Genomic DNA, 12,880 nt, shown 5'->3' on the forward strand with positions numbered 1-12,880 from the left:
CGCGCGGCGGGCCAGCAAGCCCGGCTCAAGCGCTCCAGGCATGCAGTTTACGGTCCAGGGTTTTGCGGGCGATGCCAAGCTGGCGCGCCGCCTGGGTCTTGTTGCCATCGGCCTGGTCCAGCACCCGCAAAATATGATCCTTCTCGACCCGGTCCAGGTCCCATTCGCAGGGATAGCCCTGACCCGAGCCTGGTTCCATCATCTCGTCACCATTCTGCAGCGCTTCGGCCGGCAAACGCCCCAGCAGCAGGCAACGCTCGATCATATTCTTCAGTTCCCGAATATTGCCGGGCCATTCGTAGCTCTGCATCCGCTGCAGATCGGCATGGCTGAACGGGATCGCCGGTAAGCCCAGTTTTTTAGCCAGTTGATCGCTGAAGTGCTCCACCAGCAGCGGTATATCCTCGCGACGCTCGCGCAACGCCGGTACCCGCAGCCGCAGCACGTTCAGCCGGTAAAACAGATCCTGGCGGAAGTTGCCGTCGGCCACCTCCTGTTCCAGATCCCGGTTGGTTGCTGCGACCAGGCGGACATTGACCGGAATATCGCGCTCGCTACCGACCGGGCGGATCCGTCCCTCTTCCAACACCCGCAGCAGTTTGGACTGCATCAGCAGCGGCATTTCACCGATCTCATCGAGGAATAAGGTTCCGCCGTCGGCGTAGGAGAACAGCCCCTCTCGGGCCTGCTGGGCACCGGTAAAGGCCCCCTTAGTGTGGCCAAACAGCTCCGACTCGATCAACTCCGGCGCGATAGCACCGCAGTTGATTGGAACGAAGGGACCGCTGCGCTTGCTCAACTGGTGCACCGCATTGGCCACCAGCTCTTTACCGGTTCCAGATTCACCCTCGACCAACACCACCGATGGCGTGGGCGCCACCCGCTTGGTCAGCTGACAGATCTCGGTGATCGCCGGTGAATTACCGACCATCCCCTCCATCGAGTAGAGCGCGTCGACCCGTCGCTTCAGCACGAAGTTTTCCCGCTTCAGCTGGCGCCGCTCCATCACATGCCGGACCGCCGAAACCATCTGCTCGAGCCGAAACGGCTTGAGAATGAAGTCAGAGGCACCGACCCGCAGCGCGCCGATCGCCTTGTCGATATCGGCAAACGCGGTCATGAAGATCACATCGGACTGGAAGGCCGGCGTCATCACTTCGCTGAGCCAGTCGACACCGGAGAGTCCCGGAAGGCAGATATCCACCACCAACAGGTCGAAATGGCAGCGCGACCTCAGTGCCTCGGCTTCCTCAGCCGAGCCCACCGCTTCGACCAAGGAGTACTCTTTGGCCAGCGCTTTTTGAAGAAATTCCCGGATACCCTGCTCATCATCGACGATCAGGATGGATAATGCCTGCCGCCCCTGCTCCGTGGCATCGGGAACAAGCGCATCAGCACTCGCACGGCCGACCGCCTGCGAGCTTCGGGGGAGTGTTATGGTCACGCAGTCCACCTTAATAATTGTGTTATTGGTGCTCTACTTGCGTTTTCAGCTACAGCGCCAGTTCGCCACTGCAACCTTAGAATTTCATCACCCGCCGTCCCTACCCGGCAGGCCATGTACCGCAACAGATTCTAAATTTTTACCATCTTGATATGGCCCACCGCCGTCTTTGTGCAGCGGTCTAACCCGGGCCGCTCTTAGGCTCAGTCCGCAATTGACGGCCTTTATATGCCCAAAAATCCGTTTTAAATACTCGAGGCATTGGTACAAACAAGTCAATTAAACTGACGTATAAGCCGAGCTCCAGACCTAACCTGGATCAACTCGGGTCATTTTGACCCTGACCACTCTGGCGGCGTGACATTTTGCCCAATCCCTGCAAACGAGCCGACCTGTCCGAGCCGGTTTCACTGCCGCAAACCCTCCCTACGCTGCCTTTCGCGTCAAACATTGAAGCTGGCACTCTCCTTGCTTTGAACCTGTTGATAAGCACCAACAACAGCCCCTCGAGTTAATCGAGCGATAACAAAAGAAGAAAAAACAAGCGCAGCCGGCTGTAGCGCCCATGACAATAAAGAGATGAGGAATCCCCATGCCCACCCCACTGAGCCGTAAACTGGCCTCACTGATCTCCCTGTGCCTGCTGGCACTGGGCAGTACCAGCCTGCAAGCCGAAACCCTGAAACTGGCCACCACCACCAGTACTTACAACTCCGGCCTGCTCGATTCGATTCTGCCCCAGTTCGAACAAGCCACCGGCACCGAAGTTCATGTGATAGCGGTCGGTACCGGCGCCGCACTTCGAATGGGGCGTGATGGCGACGCCGATGTACTACTGGTCCATGCCCCGGCTGCCGAGCAACGATTTATCGGCGAGGGCCACGGCATTGACCGCACCGGGGTGATGTATAACGATTTTGTAATCGTTGGCCCAAGCAGTGACCCAGCCTCGATCGCCGGCCAGTCGGATGTAGCCAGCGCCCTGCAGCGCATCGCCGAGGCGGGCGCCCTGTTTGTCTCCCGCGGTGACGACTCCGGCACCCACAAGAAGGAGAAATCGCTCTGGCAACAGGCCCAGATCAGCCCTTCCGGCGACTGGTATCGGGAAGCCGGTCAGGGCATGGGTAAGGTGCTACAGATCGCCGACGAGGTCGGCGGTTATACCCTGACCGACCGGGGCACCTGGCTGGCCTATCAGGGCAAACTGCAACTGAACCTACTGCTCGAAGGGGATCAGCGCCTGTTCAACCCCTACAGCGTCATGAAGATCAATCCGCAGCGTTATGCCGACCTGAATCATCAGGGCGCCGAGGCCTTCCGCCAATGGCTTGTCTCCGAGCAGACCCAGCAGCAGATCGCCGATTTCCGGATCAACGGTGAACCCTTGTTCGTACCGTCGGCCGTCACCCCGGTTGCCAGCCAATAAGCGGCCCCCATGCAAAGCCTGAGTGCCACCACGCTGGAAGCGATCTCACTGCTGTTGAGCGGTGACGCCAAACTCTGGTCAATCATCGCAGTGTCCTTCAGCACCACGCTGAAGGCAATTGTGATCGCCACTCCGGTGGCGTTTGTGGTCGGCTGCGCGCTGACCCTACTGCAATTTCCAGGCCGTTGGGCGCTGATCTCACTGTTTAACAGCCTGTTGAGCGTGCCTACCGTGGTGGTCGGGCTGCTGCTCTATCTGCTGTTGTCGCGCAGCGGCCCCTTTGGCGACCTTCGCTTGCTGTTTACCGATACAGCGATGGTGCTGGGCCAGATCGCACTGGCATTTCCGGTGCTGGTGGCCATGAGTCTGGCCTGCTTCAAGGGCGCCGATCGCAGTGCCTGGGAGACCGCCCGCACCCTCGGGGCGTCCCCACTACGCGCCTTCGGCACCCTGATCCTGGAGTTACGTTATGGCTTGGCGGCGGCCTGTATCGCCGCCTATGGACGAATCATCTCCGAAGTGGGCTGTTCGATGATGGTCGGCGGTAACATCCTCAACCACACCCGCAATATCCCCACCGCGATTGCGCTGGAAACCAGCAAGGGAGAATTTGCCCAGGGGATCGCACTGGGACTGGTACTGCTGTTGCTGGCGCTGGGACTGAACATCTGCATCGCCTACCTGCACCGACGTGTCGAGGGTCGCGCCGAATGCTAACCCGAATTCTGAGTCTAACAATCACCACCGAGCCGATGGGTTCGATGAATGGGTCGCGACGGCCCAACAGGAGCACCTGATGCACGGCAACGCTTCCACCCCGTTACTGGATGCCCGCCAGCTCAGCAAATCGTACGGTGAACGGGCACTGTTCCACATCGATGCGCTGGATCTACACCGTGGCGAAGCCACCCTGCTGACCGGCCGTAACGGTGCCGGGAAAAGCACCCTGCTCAAAGTGCTGGCGGGGCTCGAGCCCCAGCACGGAGGGCAGTTACGTTACTGCGGCACCCCGCTGACCCAACGCCGCCACCGCCAGCTGGGGGGAAAGGTGATCTACCTCCACCAGCACCCCTACCTGTTCGACACCAGCGTCGCCAATAACATCGGCTATGGCCTCAAGCACCTGTCGCCCTCGCAGCGGCAGCAGGCGATCGACCGGGCACTGGACTGGTCCGGCCTGAGTCATCTACGCGAACGTCGCGCCAAGACCCTGTCCGGTGGCGAAAAGCAGCGCATCGCCCTGGCCCGCGCCTGGGTGATGGAACCCGAGCTACTGCTGTTGGATGAGCCGACCGCCAATATGGATGCCGAAGCCCGCGAGCAGACCCTGTTTTTGATTCGCCGACTGATCAATGACGGGGTTGCCGTGCTGTTATGCAGCCATGAGATAAAGGTCGACAAGCGACTGATCCGACGCCAGCTCCACCTTGAAGATGGCGTGCTCCATGAACGCTCGACCGCTGCGGCTAGCGACAGCCCGCTTCAGCATTCGCTTCATTCCGACAACCCCGTTCCCCTGATGCAACTCACGGAGGCCTGACGATGTCCAGCACACTCATAAACTCAAACCAGATCAGCGCCCTGATTTTGGCTGGCGGTAGAGCCCAACGGATGGACGGTTGCGACAAAGGACTGGTCTCCCTGCATGGCCAACCGATGATCTGTCACGTCATCGATACCCTCAAACCGCAGCTGGAGCTGATCCGCATCAATGCCAACCGCAACCAGAGCGCCTACGCTGCCTTGGCCCAGGATCTGGAAGAGACCGATAAGGTAACCAGGGGCATTCCCGGTTATGAGGTGGTCGGCGATAATCTGCAAGACTTCCAAGGCCCCCTGGCCGGTATCGCGGCGGGACTGCAGCAGTGTCCGACCGAATGGATGCTGATCGCCCCCTGCGACACCCCGTTTCTACCGGCCAATCTGGTCGAACGGCTGCGACAGGCGGCCGAACGTGAGCAGGCAGAGATTGTCGTTGCCCACGATGGCAAACGACTTCAACCCGTGGTGGCGTTACTTCAGCGACGTTTACTGCCGAGCCTGCTTGGCTACCTTGAGCAGGGCGAGCGCAAGATCGATCGCTGGTATGCTAAGCACCAGTGCCGTCCTGTCGATTTTTCAGACCAGCCCGAGGCCTTTTTAAATATCAATACGCTTACGGAAAAGCAGCTGTTGGAGAATCAAGTCGTATGACCGCCAGCATCGAATCCCCGCTTCCGCTGATCGGGTTTGCCGCCTTCAGCGGCACCGGAAAAACCACCCTGCTCAAACAGCTTATTCCGCTGTTGAATGAGCGCGGTATCCGCATCGCCATGATCAAGCACGCTCACCATCGTTTCGATGTCGACACCCCCGGCAAGGACAGCTACGAGCTGCGCAAGGCCGGCGCCGGTCAGGTGTTAATCGGCTCGCGTCACCGCTGGGCCCTGATGACCGAAACGCCCGAAGAGCAGGATGACCCGGATCTGAACTACCTGATCCAGCAGCTGGACCCCAGTCGCCATGAACTGATTCTGGTTGAAGGATTCAAGATGCTGCCGTTCCCAAAGATCGAGCTGCACCGTCCCAGCACCAGCAACCCGCTGCTGTTTCCGAACGATCCGAATATTATCGCTGTCGCTCACGACGGTGAACTCGCCCAACCAACCACATTGCCGACCCTGGATATCAATGACCCGGCGGCGCTGGCCGACTTTATCGTCGACTACTGCGCGCTGGCATCCGTTCAACAAGCGCAGCGGAGCCAGGGCTAATGAACAGCAACGAACGCGCCAACGAAGAACAACACCAATGCTGTGGAGGGCCGGCCAGCAATCTGTTACCGGTCGAACAGGGTCGCCAACAGATTCTTGAGACGGTCACGGCTTTGCCCCAGACCCAGCAATTGGACCTGCGCCATGCTCTCGGACGGGTGTTGGCCGAGCCGGTGGTCTCCCCGATCAATGTGCCCGCCTACAACAACTCGGCGATGGACGGCTACGCGGTACGCAGCGCCGATATCCAGTCCGATGGTGACACCCGGCTAGAGGTCGTTGGGAGCGTGCTGGCAGGCCATCCGTTCAGCGGTGAGCTGCAACCCGGTCAGTGCGTCAAGATCATGACCGGCGCCCAGGTCCCCGACGCCCTCGATACGGTGGTGATCAAGGAGCTGTGTCGTTGCGAAAAGAGCTCGCAACAAGAGTTCGTTATCTTTCCCGCCGGGGCCAAACCCGGCCAAAACCGCCGTCTGGCCGGTGAGGACCTGGCCGTTGGCTCTCCGGCTATCGGGGCTGGCACCCGCCTAGGAGCCGCCGAATTGGGGATGATCGCCTCTTTAGGCCAAGCCGAGGTTTGCGTCACTCGGAAGCCTCGGGTGGCCTATTTCTCCACCGGCGATGAAATTCGTAGTCTGGGCCAGCCGCTAGAGGCGGGCCAGATCTACGATTCCAACCGCTATACCGTCACCGCGATGCTGGCAGGAATGGGGATCGAGGTAATCGATCTTGGCGTGATCGCCGATCGCCCCGACGCGATCGAAGCCGCCTTCAAACAAGCCAGCGAACAGGCCGATGTGGTGCTCAGTTCCGGTGGCGTGTCCTTGGGCGAGGCCGACTTCGTCAAAGACTGCCTGGATCGATTAGGCCAGGTTGGTTTCTGGCGCCTGGCAATGAAACCGGGGCGGCCGTTGGCTTTCGGCCATGTCGGCGAGGCACTGTTCTTCGGGCTGCCAGGCAACCCGGTGGCGGTCATGGTGTCGTTCCTGCAGTTCGTCAAACCGGCGCTGCGAAAACTCGGCGGCGAGAACCACTGGCTACCCTCCGAAGCCCAGATTCGCTGCACCGAGCCGATCAGAAAGCGTCCCGGACGGACCGAATACGTCCGCGGTATTATCAGCCATGGGGCGGATGGTCAACCCGAGGTGCGCAGCAGCGGTCATCAGGGCTCCGGTATTCTCACCTCCATGAGCCAGGCCAACTGCCTGATCGTACTATCGGATCAGCAGAGCCCGGTGGCTGCCGGCGATTGGGTCCGGGTACAGCCGTTCGACGGCCTGTTATAACAGCAACAGCCCTTCTCCCGACACGGAGCCGCGATGGCTCCGTTTTTCTTGGCCGCTAAAACTCAACTGGAAGCAATAACTTGCAGGCTGGTCCTGTTGTCTATACTTGCCTGCAACAACAACGTGTTCCGTCAATTTTATCCCTTGAGAAGTACGCTACCGGTTCAAGACCCGCAGTTTTAGCGAGAGTTACGAGGTCAGTCCAGCATACCCAATGCGGGAGGAATCCATGGCCTATCAAGAGCTGAATCGCGGGGATAGAGGGCAAGATGTCGTCATTTTGCAGACCCTTCTCAATCGCGTCGGGGCGATGTTGATCGCCGATGGCGACTTTGGCAGCGGCACCGAACGAGGAGTTCGCTACGCCCAGAATGTCGCCGCCATGCCTTCGACCGGGACCGCCGACGACAATCTTTGGCAATGGCTAGAGGCCCAGCCCGATCCCTATCCGGAGCTATCAACCAACGGTATCGCCTTTATCGCAATGGAGGAGACCGGCGGCCTGAGGTACTACCACCAGGTCACCCGCTGGCCTCACTATCCCGGCGTGGCCAGTGGCGTCACCATCGGCGTGGGCTACGATCTGCGCTTTAATTCCGAAGATAATTTCCGTGAACTTTGGGGTGACCACCTACCCGCCCCGATGATGGATGAACTGGCCAAAGATATCGGCAAAAAGGGCACCAAAAAACGGGTCACCGAGCTTAAACGGATGGGAGTCGAAGTCCCGTTCAAGGCGGCTTGGCCGGTTTTCGTCCGCAAGATATTGCCCGCTTATTACGAGAGCACCGCCTCGATCTACCCCTCAATCGCATCCCTGCCCGAACTGTGCCGATCGGTACTGGTCAGCATCGTCTTCAACCGTGGCAGCAGCCTGGCCGGCTCCCGGCGTACCGAGATGCGGGCGATCCGCGATATTTTGCAGCAAGCCAGCGGCGCGGAGATCAACAAACCGAAGCGCAAGATGATCTTGAACGATGTTGAAGACGAGATCGTTTCGATGAAGCGACTCTGGGGCGTCCGCTCGGGGTTGGCCAAGCGGCGCCAAGCCGAAGCCAACCTGTGGCGGAAAGGCTTATCCCAGTGGTGAGCAAGATCGATAAATACACCACCTAACAACAATCTACCTGCTGGTCTTCGGCCTTGGATCCATCGGGCCGTCGCGTTAGTCGGACAGGGCTAAACCAGGAGATCATTATGGCCAACGGCAAGGTCACCAAAAGGGTAGCCCCCTACACAACCGGACTCCATGACGGCAACGCCTACTGGATGGCACGGCTGTCAAAAGAGGTCTATTTAAAAAAATCACCCGGCAACCAGATACCGGACGAAGAGCAGATCCTGAAAAACCTGAAACAGGATGACGGTCGTTTTCTCAGTGTATTCGGGGTCGATAAGAACAGCGCCCAGGCCGCGCTGATCGAGCATGAAGAGTTTCTCTGCATGGCCTTCCGGGGCACCAACGAACTGAAGGACTGGCTCGACAACATCAATGCCTTTGCCACCCAGCAGCTTTTCGGCGAATTCCACCGGGGCTTTTGGAACTCGGTCGAAGATGTCTGGAAACCATTGAACGACAAGTTTCGCGATCTACAACAGCAACGCAGACGCCCCCTGTTTCTGACCGGCCATAGCCTGGGTGGTGCAATGGCAACGGTGGCCGCCGCCCGCATGGTTCACGAGGACAAACCCTTCACCAGCGTCTATACCTTCGGCCAGCCACGGGTGCTGACCCGCAGCACCGCACGAACCTTCAACAACGAATGCAAATCACGCTATTTCCGCTTCCACAACAACAACGATATCGTCACCCGCGCCCCGGCCCGGCTGATGGGCTACAGCCATATCGGCAGCTACCTGTATATCTCGGCGGAAAAAGAGATCCATCCCGAGGTCGGCTTCTGGTTTAAGTTTGTCGATTACTTCGATGGGGCACTCAGTGCACTACTCGAAGACGGGATCGATGCCGTTGAGGACCACAACATGGATCGCTATTTGGCCGCCGTCAACGCCTGGCACCTTAAAGACTGAACGTTAACTGCGGTTGCGGCAGTCAGCCGCAGCCGTTTAAGCTCCTTCCAAACCGTCAATCCAGTGTCACCCCTCGATGATCGAAAACAACCCACCCCGGCATCGTCCCCCAAAGCTACGGATCCGGCTCGCCAGCCCGAAGGACGCCGCTGAGATCAAGCGCGTGGCGGCCGCCCTCGGCTACCCCGATGACTCCGATTCAATAGCCCGAGCACGACTGCTGACACTGCTTAACAGCCCTAGCGACCAGGTCTGGGTCTGCGAACAGGACGGCTCTGTGATGGGTTGGATTCACGCCTTTGTCGCCCATCGGCTGGCCTCTGATTCCTTCGTCGAGATAGGCGGGCTGGCAGTAGAACCGAACTCCCGGCGTCTGGGAGCGGGTTCAGCCCTGGTGCAGCAAGCCAGGCTCTGGGCCACGGAGCTCGGAATGGGATTGCGAGTGCGCTGCCGGATCGATCGCGATGGGGCTCACCAGTTCTATGCTGCCCAAGGACTACAGCCCGGCAAACAGCAACAGGTCTTTGACAGCCTGGAACCGGATAACCAATCCTCAACCCGCTCTTCCACTGAACAGCTAGACCGATGATCAACTCCCTATTTGTTTATGGAAGCCTGGCCCCGGGGCAATCGAATCAGCACCTGCTCGCCGAGCTGCCCGGTTCATGGCAACCGGCACACGTGCAAGGGAGACTCGAACAGCTCAGCCGGGGGGCGGCTAAGGGGTACTTGGCCATCGAGCTGGATGACAAGGCCGATGAAGTTCCTGGCCTGCTCTTCTGTTCGAAAGCCCTGGCAGGCTTCTGGCCGCGGCTGGATGCGTTCGAAGGCGTTGCCTACCGGCGGGTACTGACCTCAGCGCGACTCGAGAATGGCAGCCAGGTCGAGGCCTATGTCTATGAAATCAACCGTCGCTGAACATCAGCAACACCATCAGGGCTCCATCCCCTGGCGATGTAGCTCGTCCAGATCGGTAATCAGCTGATCCAGCTCTTCCAGCAGATTCTGCTGCTGCGACTCCTGCAACTGACCCAACTGCTGCGCCAGAAAGCCGGCCCATTGTTGACGGCTATGCTTGAGCTGCTGGCGCAACTCGGGCGGCCTTAGCCGCTGCGGCTGAAGCACCAATTGCTCAAACTGGTGCCAATCACGTTGCTGTAACGCCAGGTCGAAGGTAGATAACCATTGCTTGCGGTAATCCAACCAGGCCTGGGTGGTATCCGGCAATCCTTCGGTAAACCGGCGCAACGATAGTTGCTGTTGTTGAGTCAGCGATCCGATCCAGAACTTAAGCCGTTTCTGGTAACGCAGATAGCGGTGTTCAATCTGCTGCTGCGCTGACCGCTGCTGGTAGACACGGAGTCGTTTGGCCAGGTCCCGCTCGAGCCGCACCATCATCCGCTTCCGCTGCTCAGGACTGATCTGGAGGAACAGTTCGCGTAACAACGGCTCAGCATCGGCCCGCAGTTGCGCCCACTGCTGCTCAACCTGTTCAAACATCAGTATCAGTGTCTCCGAATCGAGCTCAGAGCGCATCAGATCATGGCGAACCTGTTGCAGTAGCTGGCTGTACGCGGGTAATCGCTGCTGCCGGTGCAACCGGTGAGCACGATCCAGCAGCCGCTCCATCTGCAACTGCTGTTTCGAGGTCAGGTTGGCATAGTCATCGATACGGTCCAACAGCAGGGTATCGAGATTGTTATAGGCCAACTGATATCGACTGCAGCCACTGAGTCCAATCAGTGCAACAACAAGGATCAGGGTGATCCAATAGTGATTCCAATCCTTTGATCTATCCAACGGCAAGGCGTAACTCCTCTATTTGCTGTCTTTAGCGTAGCCGAGGCGATCATCCAAATCGCAAGGGACTATGTGTTTTTGACAACGGATCGATTCGATCGGTGCAGTAGTGATCGAATGGTAACGCCTGGTATCAGCGACCCTTACGTTGTGCGTGCCAACCACTCTTTGATCAGAGCAGCGGTTTGATGGGGTTGCTCCATCGGGAAGCAGTGCCCTTCTCCCCAGACCTGGTAGCTGATATGCGGATTGATCTGTGCGGCACGCCGGGTGCCTTTCAAGATGAACGGAAAGCTGTTGCGCGCACAAAGGACGTGAACCGGAATACGGACCTCACGAATCGCCTGAGTTAGTCGCTGCGGCACGCTGGAGAAGATCCGGGCCTCCCACTCCGGCGGGCAGCTCAGCTCTACCCTTTGAGCAGCCCCCTGGGCCACCACCTGATGGCCGCCAGCCACAAATCCGGCCAACGCCTGCGGATCCCAACTTCGATAAAACCCTTTTTGGGCCAACTGTTGATGCATCAGTGACACCGACTGCCAACGGCTGTCACGACGACGAGTCACCTTCGGCATCGGCATCCAGCGCCAGAGTCCAAGCGCCTTCAGCACCTGCTGAGCCGCAACAATACCCGGCGTAAACAACACCGGATCGAGCAACAGCAGTCGATCAAATCGATCCGGATACTGATGGGCCTGCAGCAGGCTGACCACCCCACCGAGGCTATGGCCGATCCCGATCCGCTCCACATCCGAATTCGCCGGAAGCTGCTGGACCATTCCCTGCTCCACATAACTGGCCAACTCACGCCAGACCGGCCAGGGCTTACCCGTGGTTTGCGAATGTCCGTGGCCGGGTAGATCGGTGGTATAGAGCCCCAGGCCGGTTTGAGTCGAATAATCCGGATCACTGAGCGCTGCCAGAATCGGCGCATAAGCCAGGCTGTTGAAGCCATTACCGTGCAACCAGCAAATCTGTCGACGGTATTCTCCCTCAGACAGACTGCGATAACCGCCGAGTCGACGACCATTGACAGGAACCGACCAGCGTTCAAAGCGTTGCTCGAACTGCTGTTGCCACAGCTGGCATTCACGTGAGTGGTCTGATGAAGTCGAATCTGTTGGCTTTGGTATCTTGAACATGGGGGCAAACATCCACACGCGGCACAATTTGAACAGCGTCAAGATAGCCTGAAAAATTGGCTATTCCAAGCCATAAGGGGCTCAGACTTTAGCCAAGGCGATAAATGGTTAGATAGATGAAGGATTCACGCCCAAAGATAAGCGGTCGTGTTTCGATAGCGGAGTTGAAAGGCTGGACGGTTAGTGTCGGATCGAACCAGCCTTTTATAGAGCATAATTAGTTTAGGTAGAGGTAACCCAAAGCACTTCGGCGTCTTCTTCGCTGATCGAGACCAGCGCATGGCCCATGCCGCCGTCGTAATAACTGCTGTCACCGGCTTCCAGATCGACCGGCTCGTAAAATTCGGTGTAGAAACGGACCTTGCCGCTTAACACCAACAGAAACTCCTCGCCGTCATGACGGACCCAGCTGGGGTAATCATCAAAGGAACGGGAGCGAACGATCGAGCGGTAGGGCAGCATCTGTTTATTGGTCAGCTGGCTGGCCAACATCTCATGCTCGTAGGTCGGGGTCGGATGCACACGTCCCTGACCGGCCCGGGTAATATCCCGTCGACCGGCACAACGCGATTCCTTGGCGGTGGCGAACAGCTGCGGAATATCGATATTCAAGCCATTGGCCAGTTTCTGCACCGCCTGGAAGGTCGGCGAGATCTGTTCATTCTCGATCTTCGATAGGGTCGAACGCGCCAGTCCGGTCCGTCGACTGGCTTCTTCCAGCGTCAGGTTGTGACTCAGGCGGATCTCCTTGACCCGTTTACCCAGCTGCAATTCGGTGACTCGTGAGTCAGCGGCGGAACCGTTATCGTCCAACGAACCTTCCATCTCTTTTTGACGCTCTTTATCCAGCACCGAGTAAGGGGCTTCTTGATCGGACATGCTCCAGCTCCATGAGTTTCCTAAAGTAAACTGCAAAAAACTTTGTTGCCCATCTGCACCATCAATGGGCCAATAATTCTCGCTTTATAGCCTTTAATCATACAGCAATCCCCACACCC

Annotated in this window: 14 protein-coding genes; 10 read left to right on the forward strand and 4 right to left on the reverse strand. The window is 58.4% G+C overall.

What is annotated here, in order from left to right; all coding sequences use genetic code 11:
• Window positions 1-25: 25 nt before the first annotated feature.
• Window positions 26-1,444 (reverse strand): sigma-54-dependent transcriptional regulator, encoded by a 1,419-nt coding sequence (locus DV711_RS11830; RefSeq protein ID WP_243633807.1) that lies wholly within the window; start codon window positions 1,442-1,444, stop codon window positions 26-28.
• A 592-nt stretch (window positions 1,445-2,036) separates the two neighbouring features.
• Here DV711_RS11830 and DV711_RS11835 point away from each other — a divergent pair.
• From DV711_RS11835 to DV711_RS11875, 10 genes are all read left to right on the forward strand, one after another.
• Window positions 2,037-2,870, forward strand: a complete 834-nt coding sequence (locus tag DV711_RS11835) for an ABC transporter substrate-binding protein (protein ID WP_114695918.1) — start codon at window positions 2,037-2,039, stop codon at window positions 2,868-2,870.
• Between the two features lie 9 nt (window positions 2,871-2,879).
• Entirely contained in the window at window positions 2,880-3,587 is a 708-nt protein-coding gene (locus DV711_RS11840; RefSeq protein WP_114695919.1) for an ABC transporter permease, read from the forward strand.
• Window positions 3,588-3,666: 79 nt separating this feature from the next.
• The gene (locus DV711_RS11845) at window positions 3,667-4,410 is read left to right on the forward strand and encodes an energy-coupling factor ABC transporter ATP-binding protein (protein WP_114695920.1); all 744 of its coding nucleotides are present in this window, start codon (window positions 3,667-3,669) and stop codon (window positions 4,408-4,410) included.
• A gap of 2 nt (window positions 4,411-4,412) precedes the next feature.
• The gene (gene mobA, locus DV711_RS11850) at window positions 4,413-5,063 is read left to right on the forward strand and encodes a molybdenum cofactor guanylyltransferase MobA (protein WP_114695921.1); all 651 of its coding nucleotides are present in this window, start codon (window positions 4,413-4,415) and stop codon (window positions 5,061-5,063) included.
• On the forward strand, window positions 5,060-5,623 hold the full coding sequence (gene mobB / locus DV711_RS19495) for a molybdopterin-guanine dinucleotide biosynthesis protein MobB (RefSeq protein WP_165840099.1): 564 nt from the start codon (window positions 5,060-5,062) through the stop codon (window positions 5,621-5,623). The genes mobA and mobB overlap by 4 nt, the downstream gene beginning before the upstream one ends.
• The gene (gene moeA / locus DV711_RS11855; protein ID WP_165840100.1) at window positions 5,623-6,909 is read left to right on the forward strand and encodes a molybdopterin molybdotransferase MoeA; all 1,287 of its coding nucleotides are present in this window, start codon (window positions 5,623-5,625) and stop codon (window positions 6,907-6,909) included. The genes mobB and moeA overlap by 1 nt, the downstream gene beginning before the upstream one ends.
• A gap of 229 nt (window positions 6,910-7,138) precedes the next feature.
• Window positions 7,139-7,999, forward strand: a complete 861-nt coding sequence (locus DV711_RS19500; RefSeq protein WP_114695922.1) for a peptidoglycan-binding protein — start codon at window positions 7,139-7,141, stop codon at window positions 7,997-7,999.
• Between the two features lie 107 nt (window positions 8,000-8,106).
• Complete coding sequence (locus DV711_RS11865) at window positions 8,107-8,940, forward strand: lipase family protein (RefSeq protein ID WP_114695923.1); 834 nt, start codon at window positions 8,107-8,109, stop codon at window positions 8,938-8,940.
• Between the two features lie 76 nt (window positions 8,941-9,016).
• Window positions 9,017-9,529, forward strand: coding sequence for a GNAT family N-acetyltransferase (locus DV711_RS11870; RefSeq protein WP_114695924.1), 513 nt, complete (start codon window positions 9,017-9,019; stop codon window positions 9,527-9,529).
• Entirely contained in the window at window positions 9,526-9,858 is a 333-nt protein-coding gene (locus DV711_RS11875) for a gamma-glutamylcyclotransferase family protein (RefSeq protein ID WP_207802626.1), read from the forward strand. Before DV711_RS11870 ends, DV711_RS11875 begins: the two co-directional genes overlap by 4 nt.
• A 15-nt stretch (window positions 9,859-9,873) precedes the next feature.
• Here the strand turns inward: DV711_RS11875 and DV711_RS11880 are convergent, their stop codons facing one another.
• The 3 genes from DV711_RS11880 to DV711_RS11890 all read right to left on the reverse strand — a co-directional run bounded on the left by DV711_RS11880 (window position 9,874) and on the right by DV711_RS11890 (window position 12,707).
• Entirely contained in the window at window positions 9,874-10,740 is an 867-nt protein-coding gene (locus DV711_RS11880) for a DUF6279 family lipoprotein (RefSeq protein ID WP_133297454.1), read from the reverse strand.
• A gap of 143 nt (window positions 10,741-10,883) precedes the next feature.
• Window positions 10,884-11,882: an alpha/beta fold hydrolase gene (locus tag DV711_RS11885; RefSeq protein ID WP_165840101.1), complete on the reverse strand. Its 999-nt coding sequence runs from the start codon at window positions 11,880-11,882 to the stop codon at window positions 10,884-10,886.
• A gap of 222 nt (window positions 11,883-12,104) precedes the next feature.
• Window positions 12,105-12,707 carry a helix-turn-helix domain-containing protein gene (locus DV711_RS11890; protein WP_243633824.1) on the reverse strand — a complete coding sequence of 201 codons (603 nt, stop codon included), beginning with the start codon at window positions 12,705-12,707 and terminating at the stop codon, window positions 12,105-12,107.
• Window positions 12,708-12,880: the final 173 nt, after the last annotated feature.

It is taken from the genome of Motiliproteus coralliicola (assembly GCF_003345655.1).
In the GTDB taxonomy this organism is placed as follows: domain Bacteria; phylum Pseudomonadota; class Gammaproteobacteria; order Pseudomonadales; family Balneatricaceae; genus Motiliproteus; species Motiliproteus coralliicola.